The 17,197-nt window shown below is 39.1% G+C and carries 15 protein-coding genes and 1 pseudogene; 6 read left to right on the top strand and 10 right to left on the bottom strand.

The features are described from left to right. Positions 1-25 precede the first annotated feature (25 nt). The 3 genes and pseudogenes from BTR42_RS05100 (at position 26) to BTR42_RS13030 (ending at position 5,485) form a co-directional block, all read left to right on the top strand. Positions 26-1,516 (top strand): FAD-dependent oxidoreductase, encoded by a 1,491-nt coding sequence (locus BTR42_RS05100; RefSeq protein ID WP_077496679.1) that lies wholly within the window; start codon positions 26-28, stop codon positions 1,514-1,516. A 30-nt stretch (positions 1,517-1,546) separates the two neighbouring features. Beyond that, entirely contained in the window at positions 1,547-2,731 is a 1,185-nt protein-coding gene (locus tag BTR42_RS05095) for an MFS transporter (protein ID WP_077496678.1), read from the top strand. A gap of 271 nt (positions 2,732-3,002) precedes the next feature. Beyond that, positions 3,003-5,485: pseudogene (locus BTR42_RS13030) on the top strand (carbohydrate-binding domain-containing protein). Positions 5,486-5,565: 80 nt separating this feature from the next. Here the strand turns inward: BTR42_RS13030 and BTR42_RS05085 are convergent. The 8 genes from BTR42_RS05085 to BTR42_RS05050 form a co-directional block, all read right to left on the bottom strand. After that, a complete protein-coding gene (locus tag BTR42_RS05085; RefSeq protein WP_077496676.1) occupies positions 5,566-6,543 on the bottom strand; it encodes an alpha/beta hydrolase in 978 nt (325 codons plus the stop codon). 140 nt (positions 6,544-6,683) lie between these two features. Beyond that, positions 6,684-7,364 (bottom strand): RibD family protein, encoded by a 681-nt coding sequence (locus BTR42_RS05080; protein ID WP_077496674.1) that lies wholly within the window; start codon positions 7,362-7,364, stop codon positions 6,684-6,686. A gap of 96 nt (positions 7,365-7,460) precedes the next feature. Then, positions 7,461-8,825: an MATE family efflux transporter gene (locus BTR42_RS05075; RefSeq protein ID WP_077496672.1), complete on the bottom strand. Its 1,365-nt coding sequence runs from the start codon at positions 8,823-8,825 to the stop codon at positions 7,461-7,463. A 132-nt stretch (positions 8,826-8,957) separates the two neighbouring features. Continuing rightward, positions 8,958-9,458, bottom strand: coding sequence for a pyridoxamine 5'-phosphate oxidase family protein (locus BTR42_RS05070; protein ID WP_335755413.1), 501 nt, complete (start codon positions 9,456-9,458; stop codon positions 8,958-8,960). Positions 9,459-9,537: 79 nt separating this feature from the next. Continuing rightward, the gene (locus BTR42_RS05065; RefSeq protein WP_077496670.1) at positions 9,538-9,888 is read right to left on the bottom strand and encodes a cyclophilin-like fold protein; all 351 of its coding nucleotides are present in this window, start codon (positions 9,886-9,888) and stop codon (positions 9,538-9,540) included. Then, positions 9,888-10,364 (bottom strand): cyclophilin-like fold protein, encoded by a 477-nt coding sequence (locus BTR42_RS05060; RefSeq protein ID WP_064592652.1) that lies wholly within the window; start codon positions 10,362-10,364, stop codon positions 9,888-9,890. Before BTR42_RS05060 ends, BTR42_RS05065 begins: the two co-directional genes overlap by 1 nt. 3 nt (positions 10,365-10,367) lie before the next feature. Next, positions 10,368-11,534, bottom strand: a complete 1,167-nt coding sequence (locus BTR42_RS05055; protein WP_077496668.1) for a MalY/PatB family protein — start codon at positions 11,532-11,534, stop codon at positions 10,368-10,370. Further along, positions 11,527-12,387 (bottom strand): DUF3737 family protein, encoded by an 861-nt coding sequence (locus BTR42_RS05050; protein WP_012961824.1) that lies wholly within the window; start codon positions 12,385-12,387, stop codon positions 11,527-11,529. Before BTR42_RS05050 ends, BTR42_RS05055 begins: the two co-directional genes overlap by 8 nt. 212 nt (positions 12,388-12,599) lie before the next feature. Between BTR42_RS05050 and BTR42_RS05045 the strand changes: the two genes are divergently transcribed. From BTR42_RS05045 to BTR42_RS05035, 3 genes are all read left to right on the top strand, one after another. Continuing rightward, the gene (locus BTR42_RS05045; RefSeq protein ID WP_077496666.1) at positions 12,600-13,472 is read left to right on the top strand and encodes a LysR family transcriptional regulator; all 873 of its coding nucleotides are present in this window, start codon (positions 12,600-12,602) and stop codon (positions 13,470-13,472) included. A gap of 152 nt (positions 13,473-13,624) precedes the next feature. Next, positions 13,625-13,933 (top strand): DUF898 family protein, encoded by a 309-nt coding sequence (locus BTR42_RS05040; RefSeq protein ID WP_009853992.1) that lies wholly within the window; start codon positions 13,625-13,627, stop codon positions 13,931-13,933. A 56-nt stretch (positions 13,934-13,989) separates the two neighbouring features. Next, positions 13,990-14,571 (top strand): hypothetical protein, encoded by a 582-nt coding sequence (locus BTR42_RS05035; RefSeq protein WP_077496664.1) that lies wholly within the window; start codon positions 13,990-13,992, stop codon positions 14,569-14,571. A 98-nt stretch (positions 14,572-14,669) separates the two neighbouring features. On the opposite strand, the gene BTR42_RS05030 is transcribed toward BTR42_RS05035, so the two are convergent. After that, complete coding sequence (locus BTR42_RS05030) at positions 14,670-15,659, bottom strand: lipoate--protein ligase (protein ID WP_012961821.1); 990 nt, start codon at positions 15,657-15,659, stop codon at positions 14,670-14,672. A 98-nt stretch (positions 15,660-15,757) separates the two neighbouring features. Next, positions 15,758-17,161, bottom strand: a complete 1,404-nt coding sequence (gene pdxR, locus BTR42_RS05025) for a MocR-like pyridoxine biosynthesis transcription factor PdxR (protein WP_077498006.1) — start codon at positions 17,159-17,161, stop codon at positions 15,758-15,760. Positions 17,162-17,197: the final 36 nt, after the last annotated feature.

Genomic DNA, 17,197 nt, shown 5'->3' with positions numbered 1-17,197 from the left:
CAAAAAACAAAGCGAGGAATTTCATATGGTTAAAGAATATACTGTTGATGTCGTGGTTGCTGGTGCAGGCGGAGCTGGATTGTCTGCCGCTCATGCTGCTGCTCAAAACGGTCTTAGTGTTCTCGTTCTTGAAAAACTAGCACAAGTCGGTGGCAATACTAAAATTTCTTCTGGCTTCTTTGCGGTTGGAACGGATGAACAAAAAGCGCTTGGCTATCAACTAACCACGCAGGAAGCTATCGACCAATTGCAAGAGCATAACCATTACCTTTCAAATGGGGCACTTTTAAAAAATGTGGTTGAGCACGCTAAAGAAACTCTTGAGGAACTCAAACAGCTTGGTATGGAAATTCAACTGAATCCTGTGGAAAATACGACACAATTTGCTCACCGTAATAATAAATATCGTGGTGGTTCTTACCATATGTATATGGATAAAAATCGTACTTTCCCAGCCGTTCAAAAATCTATTGAAGCTGAAGGAGCACAATTTATCTTTGGTGTTACCATGAAAGAATTGCTCCAAGACACTTCTGGTCGTGTTACAGGTTTAACAGCAGTTGATGAAAATGGAGAAGAAATTATTGTCCATGCTAAAGCTAGCATTATCACAACTGGTGGTTTTGGTGCGGATAAACGTCGTGTCGCTAAAGTCATGCGAACAGTTAATTTGCGCTCTCTTGGCGTTCCGAATTTTGGTGAAGGTCTGTCAGCCATGGAAAATGCAGGTGCGGTAAATATTGATGGCGCTGCTCTGATTCATGCCGCACAAATGGCAGAATCCGTTGTCAGTCAAGATACTAAAGGAAAACAATTAGCTGGCTTTAATGATTCTCCATTAACACAATTACTGTTATCTCCACTTCTATGGGTTGACCCAAACGGTTCTCGTTTTACAAATGAGGATGTGGTTTATGATACCGTACAATGGTCAAATGCTGCTTATGGGGTCGGCTCAAAATATTTCTATGTCATGGATAAAGCAACGCTTGACAGTTACACCAAGCAGCCACAACTTTTAATTTCTAAGTCTGGTCCTGGCGCTTCCGATGCCAAGGGGGATTTCGTTGCTCTTGCTGATGAGGCAGTCCAACAAGGAATCGCATTTAAAGGAGATACCATTGAGGAATTAGCCCAAAATGCAGGATTCGATGTTGCCGCCTTTAAACTGACTATCGCTGAATATAATACCGCAATCCATTCACAAAATGATAAACAATTTAGCAAATCAGTTGATTCTTTGAAATATGCCGTTGAAAACGGACCTTACTATGCTTTTATTGGACAAGTTGTTTACCTAGGCACGGTCGGTGGCGTTCGAGTTGACAAAGATCTCCGTGTGCTTGATGTTCATATGAAAGCTATTCCTGGTCTTTATACTGGTGGTGCCAATGCTGGTGGTTATTATGCCCCTCGCAATTACCCAGCTTATGAAGGACTGGCTTCAGGATTCTCATGGACCTCTGGTCGTTTAGCTGGTTTGGCTGCTGTTAAAGATATTACAGAAAATAACTAATTTTTAATTAATCAGACGGAGGTTATCCCCATGTCACAAAAAACAGTCAATGCTTCTTCTTGGCTTTTCAAAGCCTCACTCTTATCTCTATCACTTTTGGCACAGACAGCTCCCTCTATTTCAATTGCTAACACACAGCTTGCAGAGCAATTCCCAAATGTCTCACAATCAACGATTGAATTGATTTCAACATTGCCAAATTTTAGCGTTCTGGTTTTGATTTTATTTACAGAAGCTATTGGAAATAAATTTGGAATTAAACGGACTATTTTGTTTGGATTGTCACTTTACATCATCGGTGGTGTTCTTCCTGCAGTTGTCTCTAGTTTTCCAATCATTATTGCCGCACGTTTATTAATGGGACTAGGGATTGGGCTATTTAATCCTTATTCTGTCAGTTTGATGTATCAATTTTACGATGGTCAGCAGTTAAAAGGAATGCTCGGTTTGCAAAATACCGCACAAAATCTAGGAAATGCCGCTTTTGTTTTTCTCCTTTCAGCCTTAATTATCAGCGGTTGGCGAACTGCCTTTACTGGTTTCTTTGTTGGTCTTATTCCATTAATTCTTATTTGGCTATTTGTAACCATTCCTGATGATAAAAAAGCTGATGATGTGGAAATGCCTAAGAATAGCTTTAAAGATGCTGTGAGTGGTCATATTCTCTTACTTGCTCTTCTTTTCATGGTTACTTTTGCTATGTTTCTCATGATGACGATCAAAATGGCAGTGCTCGGACAAGAAACAGGATTATTCTCTCCGTCTGCTGCGTCATCAATTCTTGCTTTACTTGGTTTGTCTTCCATGGTAGCAGCCCTTCTTTACGCACCAGTTTCAAAATTAATTGGTAACTTTATTTTACCAGTTGCCTATACTGGTATTGCATTTGGTTTCTACTTGGTAGCCACAGCGACAAACGTTGCTTTGGTAACAACAGGCGTTATCATTGCTGGTTTATTCTTTGGTTGGGTGTTCCCACAAGCTTTTCTTCGCGTGGCACAAGTCGGTCCTAAAAATGGTGGTACCTTAACCACATCGGTCATTCTTATGGGAATCAATCTCGGTGCTGCTTTTGCCGCACCAATGGTAAATGCCATTGCTGGTATCTTTGGGCAAACAAGTGCCTCAGGCACACTTGGATTGGTTGCAATTGGTTTTGTTATCCTTGCAATTATCGAATACATTTACAACTTCTTTGACTGTAAAACGACTTAAAATCAGTTTTGAAAATAAAGCTAAGACAAAGTGCTTAGCTTTATTTGTTTACGTATTTCTCAGTGAATATTTTTAAAATTTGGAGCTTCCTCATAAATTTTTATTCTGACGCCTTTAGGGCGTTTTTTAATCCAATTTAATCGTATTTTAGGAGATTTTTGTCATTTATTATTAATATTACATACCAAACTGTCATATGACATTTTAGAAATGCTTAAGTAATGCTTTATAAAATGAAAGGGTATTCTATAAAGAGAGGAAGTTCTTATTTATGAACAAACGACATCTTTTAAATCGCTCTGCTATTGGACAAGCAAAAGGGCACGAAGTGAAACGAAAATCTAAACACGGTTTAGTTTCAGGAATCATCCTTGTTGGTGCTATTGCGCTCTTTGCTTCTGCTGGAACCGTTTCTGCCGATGAAACAACAGCTGCGACGGCAAATGACCTTGTGGCTACTACCGATAGTTCAACTAGCGATGATTCTAGCGAACAAGCAACCTCTGAATCGACGACTTCAAATGAAGCAACAAGTGAGACAGAAAGCACTGCTATTGCTGATGAAGCTGATACAACTGAAGCAACAAGCGAAAGTACCGATTCTGACAAGGCTGATACGGCAACTAGTGTAACCGAGTCAGACGAAAACGACACTTCAACCGAACAAGAAACACAAGCTGACGCTACCAGCGACACAAGTGCTTCAGACAGCACAGAGGCAACTGACGGTGATGGCAGCGAATCAGATAATAACGAAAATACAACTGATGACGATAGCACAGCCACAGATGTCGCTACTTCAACAGATACTGAAACGACCACTGCTGACGATACAAGTGTCGCAACCATTTCTATTGATAACGACACAGCTACTAGTGACTCCGACGGTATAACAATCTCTGGTTCTGTCATTACGATTACTAGCGCAGGAACATATACCATTACAGGTAATGGTGACGGCTATACAATTACAGTAGATTCTAGTGTTACTGATGCCGTAACACTTAACTTGGACAACACCACATTAACAAACAGTTCTATCTCTTCTAGCGGTGACCTCAACATTATCGTGCTGTCCGATAGTAGCATTTCTTCCGATTTGACAACTGCTATCGCTGCCGAAGGTGTTCTTCGTATTTCTAGTAAAAATAGTAGCACTTTGACCGTCTCAAGCTCTGCCAAACACGCTTTGAAAGCTGGTAGTATTATCATTTCTGATGCTAATCTCAATCTCACATCAACAACAAGCGATGGTATTCACGCCACTAGTGCCGTTACCATTACAAACTCTGCTATCGTGATTTCTGCTGAAGATGACGGGATTCAAATCGAAGATGACACCGATGTCAATTCTGGTGATTTAACGATTTCTGATTCAACAGTCACTATCACATCAACGGATAAAGGCATTACCGCAACCGACCAAGTTACCATTGAAGGAACTTCTGTTGTGACAATCACTTCTGGCGACGAAGGCATTGAAGGGCGCTACATTAATTTAACTGGCGGTACAATTACCATTAGTGCTGGTGATGATGGCATTAATGCGACTGAGTGGACAACAAAAGAAAAGGCTGATTTGACAAATCTAACCAATTCAACAGATGATATTGAAAATGATGTCGCCATTAATATCGCTGGGGCAACTGTTTATGTTATTGCGGACGGTGATGGGCTAGATAGCAATGGCTATCTGACAATTTCTAGCGGTTCTGTTTAACAAGTGTTGACAATGCTGCTCTTGATTATGACAACACAGGTATTATCACAGGTGGAACTGTCTGGGCAATTGGAAATCAAGGTATGGCACAAGCATTTGACACAGGCTCAACGCAAGCTTATATTATGGCAAATGTGAGTGGTAGTGCTGGCGATACAATTACGGTAACTGATAGTTCAGGAAACGTCATCGCTTCTACGACTGCCGCAGCTGATTTTGGAAATGTCGTCTTTAGCGCAGCTGATTTAGTTGACGGTGAAACTTATACAATTACCGTTTCAAGCGGTAACCAAGCCACAGCAACAGCAACCACAGAAACAACTGAAAGTCAATTCGGTCCTGGCGGACCAATGCCTGGCGGTGATTTTTCTGGCGAAATGCCTGACTTTTCTGATGGTAATTTTCCAAACAGCGACGAAACATTCCCAACAGATGGTATGACACCACCTGATTTCCCAACAACTGACACGGACAATGCAACTGAGACTACCGAAGATGAGACCTCTGATGCTGAAACAGAAACGACTGACAATACGGTAGAAAATGAAGAAACGACCTCTGACACCGAAAATTCATCTGATGAAACAACGACTGATGATACTGAAAATGAAGCTGACACCACAGACACAGAAACGGCAGACGAAACAGATTCTGAAACTAGTGAACAGACTACATCAGACGAAGCTGATTCTGATTCAAGTGAGCAAACTACAACAGATGACACAACTTCTGAAGAAACAAATGAAGAGACTAGCAAAGCACCGACTGCACCAGCCAACGATTTCTTTGTTTCTCATCACAATCAACAACCAGTAGCTAGAACGTATTTCCCACAAATGCAAACAAGAATGACCCAACAAGTATTTTTCAGACAAGCAGCAACTTCTCGCCAAAACCTTGTTCTAAACCGTCATCAATTGACAAATCAAAAACACAACAAAACAAATCATTTTTCATTGCTTAGTTTAACTCACCAACCACAGAATTTTTCAAAACATCATTCTATGACTAAACCAAACACTAAACAAGCATAATTAAAAAGGGTTCCGTTAAACGTAACGGAACCCTTTTATGTGCAAAGAAAGTAGGAAGTTTTGTTAAATTTTAGGATAGATTATTTTGATAAGTTTTCGTTGATGAAGTTTTCAATATCATCAAATGGAATAATGTCTTTTTGGTCGTAAAGGTCGCAATGACTAGCACCTGCAACAGAAATCATTTTCTTGTTGTCGCCTGTCAATTTTTCAAAAGCATCTTTTCCCATATAGTATGAATGTGCTTTATCGCCATGAACAAGCAAAACAGCATTACGGATTTCATTAGTGTAATAAAGGAAACGTGTGTTTAAGAAACTTGTGTTTGATTGAATTGCCCAACCGTTGTTTGAATTAAGACTACGAGCATGGTAACCACGTGGTTGTTTGTAATAAGCATAATAATCTTTGACAAATTGTGGTGCATCTTCTGGCAATGGATCAACCACACCACTAGCTAATTTGTAGCTATCATTCTTGTAATCTTCTGTACGTTGGTTAGCAAGCGCTAAGCGCATTTGGTAACGTGATTCCTCATTATCTGACGCATCAAAATAACCATTTCCAGTCACACGAGACATATCGTACATTGTTGAAACAACTGTTACTTTGATACGTGGATCAATAGCCGCTGCATTAAGCGCAATGCCACCCCAACCACAGATACCGATAATACCGATTTTATCTACGTCAACATTTTCAAGTGTTGAAAGGTAATCAACTGCTGCTTGAAAATCTTCTGTATTCACATCAGGTGATTGCATATAACGTGGGAAACCAGCTGATTCTCCTGTGTAAGATGGGTCAAATGCAATTGTCAAGAACCCGCGTTCTGCCATTTCTTGAGCATAGAGCCCTGAAGATTGTTCTTTCACAGCTCCAAAAGGTCCTGAAACAGCAAGGGCTGGCAATTTGCCTGAAGCATTTTTCGGAGTGTACATATCAGCAACTAAAGTAATTCCAAAGTGGTTATGGAAAGTCACTTTTTTGTGGTCAACCTTATCACTTTTTGGAAAAGCTTTGTCCCATTCTTGGGTTAAATGTAATTGTTCAGTCATGTTCTTTTTTCCTCTCTTTATTCTAAAGTTATGATAACAAAGGTTATCAGATATTACAAATACTTATATTTTATAGATATTATGCTTAAAAGGCATGTTTTTCTTCTAAAATTTCCTTGCTAGAATACAAGGTTTGATTGTTAATTTTCGGGCGTGTAGCGGAGCCAAATGGCACCGTCTGGATAGGTTTTTACCTCTTTTAAAGTAACCGCTGTTGGTTCGGTTTCCATAGAAAAGCCGTCAAAGACACTTGCCATGCCTTCTCTACCGTCAATTCCAAGACCGATAAGAAGGCTAATCTCGTCTAAAAGCCCTGCCTGCAAGAATCCCGCATTGATGTGTCCGCCACCAACAACCGCTAAACGTGAAACGGCAAATTCTTCAGTCAAAATTTCCATGGCACGTGCAAGATTGATTTTCTCCTTACCGCAGGCAATCCAGGAAATGTGTTTGCTGTCTAAATAATCCAAATAGTCTGTTGAGACAGCTTCACTAGTGATGATAAGGTGAGGCTTCTCATAGCTCGAATCATCTCGCCAAAGCAATGTTCCCTTTGTATCAACGATAATTTCATAGCCTTCTGCCGACACTTTCTTTGAAAAATCTTCTTTTCCAAGCGGTCTTGCATTCGTCGCATGGAACTCACCATATTCTGCCATTTCAAGCATGCCTGTTACTTTACCACTTAGTGTTGATGGCGCGTCAAGTTTAGCTAAACTATCATAGTAAGCCTCCACACCTTTAATTTTTGAGGTCATTGTACAATCAATTCGACCGTCCAATGAGGTCATCATATGACAAACGATATAAGGTTTCTTCATTTTCTCTTCCTTTCTACAACGACTTATACTTTACACCTTTAAGTTAACTCCAAGTCAAGGTTTTTTCAAAAATTTTTTTAAATTATTTTGTTTTTCCTAGACTAACTTGTAATTTTTCCATGTTCCTTTTCGGTAGCGAATTTCATAGATGATTCCTTTGATAAACCAATCTAAAAACATAGCTGCCCACGTTCCTAGCATTCCCATACCAAGCGTAACAGAAAAAATGTAGGCAAATACCACACGCGCTAATAGCATTGATAACGTGCTAACTACCATTGGAAAATTGGCATCCCCAGCACTACGAAAAACAACAGGTAACACATAGCCAGAATTCCAAAAAATACTAACAAGAATACCGTGTGCAAGGACAATAATCCAAACATACTGCGTTGCTTGCGCAGACAAATCATAGATTTTCATCAATAATGGCATTGCAGCAATAATGAGCAAAGAAATCACCCCATTTGCCAAATGAATAATTCGGCTAACCTTACGCTTATAGTACTCTGCTTGCTCATAATCCCCAGCACCAACGCATTTTGAAATGATAACTGCTAAACCTAGCACGATAGAAATTCCTGGAAGCGCTTGGAACATGATAATCGTTCCACCAACCGAATTAGCCGCTATCGCCGCTGTTCCAAATAAAGACACAATTGATAACACAATCAAGCGACCAAGAAAGAACATGCCATTTTCAAACCCAAATGGTAGTCCAATACCAAGAACTTTTTTAATCATCTGCCAGTCAACTTTTTCACGCAAAAAGTTTCCCAAAGTTAATTCAGATGTCAAGTGATGTGCAAACCAAAGAACTAGCACCATGGCACCAACACGTGATAGCAAAATCGGCACAGCAACACCTTCGACACCCCAACCGAGACCATAAGTCAAACTAATCCCCATTAAAATATTCAAGCCATTCATGACCAACATAATATTCATCGGCAAGCGTGATTTGTTTAAGGTTCTAAAAATCGCTGCGCCACAATTATACATGGCAATAAATGGTGTCGATAAGGCAACGATATTAAAATACCGATTGGCTTGGGCATGAACTGCTGGCGTAATTGAGCCAAACAAATGATTTAAAATTAACGGTTTAATGGCAAAAATAAAAACCGTAATCACGATACTAAAGATAAGGGTAAATTTCGCTAATTGATTGACAGCTTTATTAGCATTTTTACCATCACGGTCACCTAAGTATTGACCTGCAACAATACCGCCACCAGTTGCAAAAGCAGCAAAAATACTGATAAAGAGCGCCATGAGAAACTCCACAAGAGAAACACCCGACACCGCTGCTTCACCAGCTCTTGAAACTAAAATCGAGGCGATTAAGCCCACCAGATATTCCAATCCTTGTTCAATAATCAAAGGAATAAACAATTTAGCCAAATCACGATTACCAAAAAAATACGTTTTTTGCTGTGTTGCGACTACGTCACTTTCCATAATTTCCTCCTCTTTCTAACGTCATCTATTACTTTACACCTTTGAGTTAGCTCCAAGTCAAGGGAATTTTTCAATTTTTTATCTTTATTAACAAAAAAACAACCAATCTGCTTTAGATTAGTTGTTTTTCTATTATTCTTTAGGCATCATTGTCTTAGCTTTGGCGGAATATTGGTCAATCACAATCTTAATCACGCCGACTGGTTTTGTCATTTTTTCGGTGAATTCAAATGTTTTGCCAGCTTGGTGCTGCATGAGTAGATTAAGGGCGTAGGCTTTTTGCTCTGAATCTTCGAGAAGCTCTGCTTTTCCACGTCCGATAAACGAACTAAAGAAAGCACCGTATTTACAAGGCACGTCATAGTCGTAATCGGGCACCGCTTCTCCCTCAATCTGAACACAAACATTGGGATTTTGGTGGATTAAATCAATTTTATGCCCTTGTCTCGCACCGTGTGTGTAAAAAATAAACTGGTCAGTTTCTTCACGGTATTCATAACCATAATGCAAAGGGACAACGTAAGGAAATTCCTCATCAAAAAGCCCTAAATGCAAAATCATATTTTTCTCAACAATAGCTTTGATTTCTGTCAAGTCAGTCACTTCACGGTCACGACGTCTCATTTTTGTCATAGGTTGCCACCCCATCATTTCTTTTTTCAAACATTATAGCAAAAATGGGCGGCGATTTCACGAAATGGTCAAAGTTACTTTACTTTTCCTCAAAAATAACGGTAATTATTTTGCCTGTCATGGCTTTTCTGAAATTCTGGCTGTCTTTAACGTGTCCTAGATAAGTGTATTTAAAGCAGGTTTTACTATCATCATAGAAAAAGGTTAATTCATTTGTCTGACATAGTAATAAATCACCTGCTTTTATCAAACAAGAACAGCGTTCTTGACTTGGTAGGTGGTCAGCTAGTAAATAAAATTTCTCATTGCCATTCACATCAACCATTTCCAATTCAAGTGGCAAAAGTTCAGAAAAAGCTTGCGCGCTAGCATTATTTTCTAAGGAAAGCTCAAATATTTCTTCTGCAATGGTTACTGTTATTGGGCGCATCACTCGACGACCTCAAAGGTAATAGTAACGTCCCCAGACCCAAGAGCTTCTGCCAAGCCTTGACTATCTGACATCGTTCCTAAGTCTGTATATTGGTAAGATGAGGGAAAATCATCATAGAAAAGAACCAAACCGTCGCCAGACCATAATTTCAAATCACCAGCGTGAATCGTTCCTGCTTTTTTATCATCGTTTGTAAATGTTTGGTTGAGCACCGCATATTTTTCATTACCGTTTACATCTCGCATATCAAGTGTTAGGGGCAAAAGATTTAAAAATTCCTGCGCTGCTTGTGACTGATTTAACGTGATTGTAAATGTCTCTCCATTAACCGTAGCTGTTACCATTTTTTCTTCCTCTGTTTTACTTGTCGTTGTTGTTTGCGTTTGCTCACTCTGCTGATTATCTTGTACACTACTACAAGCAGACAAACCCAAAAACATCATAACTAAGATAAAACACCCCAATTTTTTCATTTATTACTCCTTGTACTCTTTGACCGCTTTTTTAAAACGTTCAACACCGTCAACTAACACTTCAAGCGGACAAGCATAATTCCACCTGATGAAAAGTTTACCATTGCCACCAAAAATGTCACCGTCAGATAGGATTAAACCTGTTTTTTGACGAATAAAGGCACATAATGCTGTTGTATTTTGTGAAATAGCAGAGCAGTCAAGCCAAGCAAGATAAGTCGCCTTTGCTGGAACGATTTTGATTTTTGGAAAAGCTGTCGTCACTTGCTCAATCAAGTAAGCACGATTTTTTGCCAAGTACTCGTTAAGCTCATCTAACCATTGCCCTGCTTCATTGAAAGCTGCTTCTGTTGCTTGAATGGCAAAAGAATTTGGCTCAGCCACTTCGTCCGTATTGATGCCACGATTGACGCGTTTACGAAGGGCTTCATTTGGCACAGAAATTACCGACGTTTGCAAACCAGCAATATTAAAAGCTTTTGACGGCGCTAAGCAAGTCATAGTGATATTTGCGATTTCTTCTGATACCGATGCAAACGGCGTATAATAGCTATCAGGATGTGTCAAATCACAATGCACTTCGTCTGATAAAATAAGGACATCATGTTTCAAACAAAGCTGACCAATTTTCTCAAGCTCTGCCTTTGTCCAAACATAACCTGTCGGATTGTGAGGATTGCAAAAAATCATCAACGTCGTCTCGGATTGCACTAGCTTATTTTCCAAATCATCATAATCAAGCTGATAATTTCCGTCCTTATAGACCAAAGGGCTTTCCAACACTTCTCGTCCATTGTTCAAAATAGAATTGTAAAAAATATTATAAATAGGCGTCAAAAGCAACACCTTATCACTTGGCTTAGTCATTTTACGAACAATTGATGAAATGGCAGGAACAGCTCCCGTGCAAAACATCAACCAATCTTTTTGAAGTATGAAATCATGACGGTTTTGCCACCAAGAAATATAGGCTTCAAAGAAAGAATCTGGCACAGTATTGTAACCAAGAGCGCCTTGCTCAATGCGCTTTTGCAGGGCAATTTTAATTTCTGGCGCCGTATCAAAATCCATATCCGCAACCCACATTGGGAGTTCATTCTCACCAACATCCCATTTATAGGAATTCACTTTACGACGATTGACAATTTTATCAAAATGATACTTAGGCACGCGCAAGCACATCCTTTCTCAATGAAATGGTTGTTTGATTGGCATTGATTTCTGGGTCGTCAAAAATAATCTCACCAATGGCATCTGCTGTGATGTTCCCAGAAATTGGATTTTTAATGCTAATAATGTCAGAATGAATATCTGCCCGCAAATCCTCAACGTATTCAAATACTAAATCCGAATTAATCAGCTGGCAATTCTCCAAAGTCACGTGTTTCATATAACAAAGCCCCTGATTGCTTTCAATCGTACAATTGATAAACGTGATATCTTCTGAATTCCAAGCAAGATATTCGCCTACGATTGTCGAATCACGCACAACCACGTGTTTACAATTCCAAAAAGCATCTTTTGACAACAAAGTGCTATTTGAAATCTCAACATTTTCAGCACCGTCAAAGCAATAATTTCCTGTAATCGTCACATTATCCGCCTTGATATGCTTACTATTCATGCCAAAATAATCACCCGTTATATTAACATTAGTCAACTTAATGTCCTCGCATGACCAGAGACTTTCTTGAGCATTTGGCATTTGGACATTTTCCAGAACAATGGCAGAGCTACGACGAAATGTCTTAGGTGCTTGAATGATACTGTCAGAAATGTTGATTTGGTGCGTGTACCAGATACCTGAACGCGCTGTGTCAAGCAACTGAATCTTTCGTGCTTTGACATCACGTGAATACCAAAGTGGGTATTTCCAACGGAAAATATCATTTTCCAAAACAATATGACGACTTTCCTTTAACGGTGATTCGCCATCCGCAAATACTGATTGGGTAATGGTCGCATTTTCTGCTTTAAAACAGGCACGTTCTCCTGTCAATAATTTTTGATTAATATCTGTCATTCTTATCCCTCCATTTTTTCAAAGTCTTTTTTAAGACCGAAACGCCATTCAGTGTACACCTTGGAGTCCACTCAAAGTCAAGCATTAATGTTTATTTTTTAAAATCATTTGACCACTTCATTTTACAAAGCTACTTTATCACGATATAATAACCATGACAAATACTTATATAATATAGTTTATATAACTAAAAAGCATAGAAAGAGGACATTATGGATATTCGTGTGCTTAATTATTTTGTCACAATTGTGCAGACCAAAAGCATTTCCAATGCAGCTGACGCTCTGCACGTGACACAACCAACACTCTCACGACAAATTAAGGAATTAGAAGATGAATTAGACACGATTTTATTTCACCGAGGCAGCCGTGAAATTCAATTGACCGATGACGGGCAATACCTTTACAACCGTGCCATTGAAATTCTAGCATTGGTTGAAAAAACTGAAAATAACATTCGAAAATCAGATAGCATTGCTGGTGATATTTACATCGGAGCCGCCGAAAGCCCGTCGCTTGATATTGTTGCCCGTGCTATCAAAACGCTAACCGAACAATATCCAGATATTCGTGTCCATATTCGCAGTGGTAACGCAGATGACATTCTCGAACATTTAAATAAAGGCGTTTATGACTTGGGAATTACCATTGGTAGTTACGATATCAAAAAATACAATCACCTAGCCCTTGACAATCGTGACCGCTGGGGAGCCTTGGTGCCTAAAGGGCATCCGTTGACGCTGATTGAAAAGCCAAACCTCGCCGATGCGCTGGCTTACCCACTTATCACTTCTGCTCAAACGAGTACAGAACCTAGCGCATTGGCTGGTTTAGGAGATTATCGTATTGTTGCAACCTATAATCTGCTCTATAATGCTTCACTTCTCGTCAAAGCTGGTGTGGGAATCGCTCTTTGCCTTGGCAACATTATCGACACCTCATATCCAGATAGCGACTTAACCTTTGTTCCATTTGCTGAAAATAATCACGACACCCTGCAAATTCTCTGGAAAAAACAAAACACGCAATCCCCAAGTACCAAACAATTTCTCAAAATAATGCGTGAAGAAATCGAAAAACAATAACACTTTTCAACATAAATAATAACCACTAAAATGCAAATTTTGGTGGTTTTTGTTTGTTTTTACTCATATCATCTTGCATAGCTGTGTTCAATATGCTACACTAATAACGTTTTTGCGTAAAGCAATCATTTAATACAAAGGAGATTGATAGGATGAAACGAGAAAGTTATTTTGACGGTGGTTTATTAAGTTACGTTGGGCACAGCATTTTAGCTGGGTTGATTACCATTTTAACCCTTGGAATCTGCGCACCTTGGGGCATTTGTATCATGATAAACTGGAAAGTCAAACATACTGTTATTGACGGACACCGTCTAGCCTTTGACGGAACAGCCACACAACTCTTTGGCAATTGGATTAAGTGGCTCATTTTAACTATCATTACAATCGGTATCTACTCATTCTGGCTTAATATTAAATTGCAACAATGGATTACCAAACACACGCACTACTTAGACTAAATTAGGAAAACGTGCAAAAAACTGAACCACGTTAAAAGCTGAAAAGGAGTTACAAATTGGAAAAGAAAAATGATAAGCTGATTGCAATTATCATCGGTCTTAGTCTGTTAGTTGTCCTTGTCATAACTAGCGTTATCACATCAAGTTCAAATTCTGAAGAAGTTACCGAAGCTTCATCAACTTCAACAAGTCAGACTTCTTCAACATCTAGTTCTACATATTCTAGTAGCTCTTCATCTAGTGTAAGTTCTAGTACATCCAGTACAACAGCAAGTTCATCATATGCCACTTGGTCTAATCTGGATGATGAAGGAGCCAAAAGTTATCAAAAATATTATGTAGAACAATTAAACAATACACTATATGCAAGTGGCAGCAATGACCAAGTAAGTGAAGGATACGTAAGCAAAGAAATTATGACTGTCATCGTTCCACAAGAATATAAATACTATTCTGATAACGAACTCCAACAGCTGGTAGATAGTCTGTTAAATTTAAAATACAGCTTCTTTAAGCAATGGGCTGAGGAGAATCATTACTATTCAGATAGCGATACTCCATATTTATATGTCGAAACACCAGATGGGGCAACAATTGCACAAGAAAGTGTCTGGGATAATACGATGAAACTAAAATAGTTAACAACAAAAGCACCTTACATCAGTTAGGTGCTTTTAGTGTAAGTTTCATGTCATTTCAAAAGAAAATCAACCCTTTATTCACTTGTTTAATCCCCTCACTCCACGATTGCTTTGGCGATTTCTTGTGGAGTGATGTTGGTAAAGTATTGGGTGGTATCAATTGTTTGGAGTTTGGCTAGGACATCTGGGTATTCGTAGCGAAGTCCGATTAGGGCTTGTTCAATGTCAGCCACATCTTTGATGCCAAAGAAGTCACCGTAAAGTTTCATTCCTTTAATGACTGATTTTTCAACATTAGCATATGTGGTGATTTTTCCTGCTGGGTAACGAACAGAGCGTTTAATTGTATATTCTGGTGCTTCTCCGTAAGTCCAGTCCCAAGTGCCAAATTGTTGGTCAGCCAAGGCTTGAATATTTTTCAGTTCATCATCAGAAAAGACATATTCTGTCATATCAGGATAAGATTCTTTCATTTTATTTAACAATTGATTTGAAAAGGCTTCAACAGTCATTTTTTCTGGCAATTCATCTAAGATATTGGTCACACGCGCACGCACAGATTTAACCCCTTTGGATTCAATTTTATCTTTTGAAACTTGCAGGGCATTTCCAAGAACAGTCATATCCACGTCAAATAACAGACAACCATGGTGCATCATTCGTCCTTTATAATAGGCTTGCGCATTACCACAAAATTTCTTTCCGTCAATTTCGAGGTCATTACGTCCCGTAAAAGTCGCTGTCACCCCTAAATCAGCTAGCGTTTCAATGACAGGTTGGGAAAAGGTCTTAAAATCAAAAGCCCCTTCTTGTGATTTATTAGAAATAATCGTGTAATTCAAATTATTGAGGTCATGGTAAACCGCACCGCCACCTGACAAGCGACGAACCACATGAATACCATGTTCATCTGTGTAAGTTTTGTTAATTTCTTCGATAGCATTTTGGTGTTTACCAATAACAATCGTTGGCTCATTAATCCAAAGAATGAAAAGCTCATCTTCAGCTAACAATTCACGAAAAGCGTAAGCTTCCAAAGCCACATTGTAGGCAGGATTATGGGAGTTATTGACAATATATTTCATGCGAAAGCTCCTTTTATAACATATAAGGATAGTATAGCAAAATCGCCGCTTTCAGTCTCTTAATCTGCTTGGAAGAATTCCTCAATGAAATGCTGCGGTCAATCCCAAGCTCGTCTAAGGCGACTGACACAATCTGGGATATTTTCCAAATCAATTTTACTAAACCCAAGAAAAAGACTTTCCTGCGGACAAGCTGCCTTTTCTTGCCAGAATTGCATGGTATCGTAAACACGAACCCCTTCGTTTTCAGCTTGTTTTATCAAATCACACTGATTGATTTTATCTGGAAAAGTCACCAAAAAATATTGACCGCTGACATTTGATGAAAGCTTTATCGGCGACTGAAACTGTTCAAATTCCTTTTTGAATGCCTCGTAACGCTTCTTAAAAACATGATTCATTTTGCGCACCAAGCGGTCATAATCACCACTTGATAAAATATTAGCCAGCGCAATTTGATTAAGAAGATTCACCGTGCTATTGTACAGCTGAAATTTTTCTAAGAAAGTTTCTGTAAATTGATCAGGCAAAACGATATAGCTCATCCGAAATGACGGTGACAGAATTTTTGAAAAAGTGCCCAAATAAATGACACGGTCAAGATAATCAATTGATTTCAGAGCAGGTATTGGTCGCTCGTAGTAACGCAGCTCACTATCGTAATCATCTTCAATGATAAACGAATCCTTTTCTTGAGCAAAAGCTAAAAGCTCCTGACGTCTGGAAATCGGCATAATCATGCCCAAAGGAAATTGGTGTGAGGGTGTGGTGTAAATCATTTCAATCCTTGCGTTCTCGTCAATGTTCTCCAGATTTAAACCTTTCTCATCAACCTTTGCCGTTACGATAGGATACGCATTTTTCTTGAAAATTTCTCGCGCCTTTGGATAGCTTGGTTCTTCCATTAAAACGGATTTTTGCGTATCTCCTAAAAATTGACAAATATAATCTAACGATTGTTGCAAACCGCTGGTAATGATAATCTGACTCGGCTGGCACCTCACTCCACGAATCCTCTCCAGATAACGACTGATTTCCTTTCTCAGTCTAAAATCCCCTTGAAATGGCTGCAATGTATATAATTTTTCTGCCTCATCTAACTGCTCAATGGCATTTTGATAATGCTTCTTCCACACTTTCTTAGGAAAAAGATTACTGGTATGGCTGCTGTTGGTTAAATCATAGATAATATGCTCGTCTGTCGCTTGTTTTTTCGTATCTGAAAATTCTTCCGTAAACGTTTTTTCTGACTGAAAAGCCTTGGGCAATTTCAAGACATAAAATCCCGCATTTTGGCGACTTTCGATGTAACCTTCCAAAGTCAGCTGCATATAGGCTCGGTCAACCGTATTACGACTGACACCAAGCATTTTAGCCAATGTTCGTGTGCCTAAAATTTTCTCATTTGGTGACAAGTATCCCAAGAGAATATCCGATTTGACTTGCTGATAAATTTGTTGATACAGGGGAGCACTTCCCTTTTTTCGATTAAGATGAATCACAATTTCCTCCAAAGTGGCACCTAAAAATTTTGTAAT

Source organism: Streptococcus gallolyticus subsp. gallolyticus DSM 16831 (assembly GCF_002000985.1).
Taxonomy (GTDB): domain Bacteria; phylum Bacillota; class Bacilli; order Lactobacillales; family Streptococcaceae; genus Streptococcus; species Streptococcus gallolyticus.
This window is presented reverse-complemented; position numbering and strand designations above follow the sequence as displayed.

What these genes read in the sequence shown, in the direction of transcription:
- BTR42_RS05100 (WP_077496679.1), top strand. Translation starts at nt 26, where the DNA reads ATGGTTAAAGAATATACTGTTGATGTCGTGGTTGCTGGTGCAGGCGGA.
- BTR42_RS05095 (WP_077496678.1), top strand. Translation starts at nt 1,547, where the DNA reads ATGTCACAAAAAACAGTCAATGCTTCTTCTTGGCTTTTCAAAGCCTCA.
- BTR42_RS05085 (WP_077496676.1), bottom strand. Translation starts at nt 6,543, where the DNA reads ATGACTGAACAATTACATTTAACCCAAGAATGGGACAAAGCTTTTCCA.
- BTR42_RS05080 (WP_077496674.1), bottom strand. Translation starts at nt 7,364, where the DNA reads ATGAAGAAACCTTATATCGTTTGTCATATGATGACCTCATTGGACGGT.
- BTR42_RS05075 (WP_077496672.1), bottom strand. Translation starts at nt 8,825, where the DNA reads ATGGAAAGTGACGTAGTCGCAACACAGCAAAAAACGTATTTTTTTGGT.
- BTR42_RS05070 (WP_335755413.1), bottom strand. Translation starts at nt 9,458, where the DNA reads ATGACAAAAATGAGACGTCGTGACCGTGAAGTGACTGACTTGACAGAA.
- BTR42_RS05065 (WP_077496670.1), bottom strand. Translation starts at nt 9,888, where the DNA reads ATGCGCCCAATAACAGTAACCATTGCAGAAGAAATATTTGAGCTTTCC.
- BTR42_RS05060 (WP_064592652.1), bottom strand. Translation starts at nt 10,364, where the DNA reads ATGAAAAAATTGGGGTGTTTTATCTTAGTTATGATGTTTTTGGGTTTG.
- BTR42_RS05050 (WP_012961824.1), bottom strand. Translation starts at nt 12,387, where the DNA reads ATGACAGATATTAATCAAAAATTATTGACAGGAGAACGTGCCTGTTTT.
- BTR42_RS05045 (WP_077496666.1), top strand. Translation starts at nt 12,600, where the DNA reads ATGGATATTCGTGTGCTTAATTATTTTGTCACAATTGTGCAGACCAAA.
- BTR42_RS05040 (WP_009853992.1), top strand. Translation starts at nt 13,625, where the DNA reads ATGAAACGAGAAAGTTATTTTGACGGTGGTTTATTAAGTTACGTTGGG.
- BTR42_RS05030 (WP_012961821.1), bottom strand. Translation starts at nt 15,659, where the DNA reads ATGAAATATATTGTCAATAACTCCCATAATCCTGCCTACAATGTGGCT.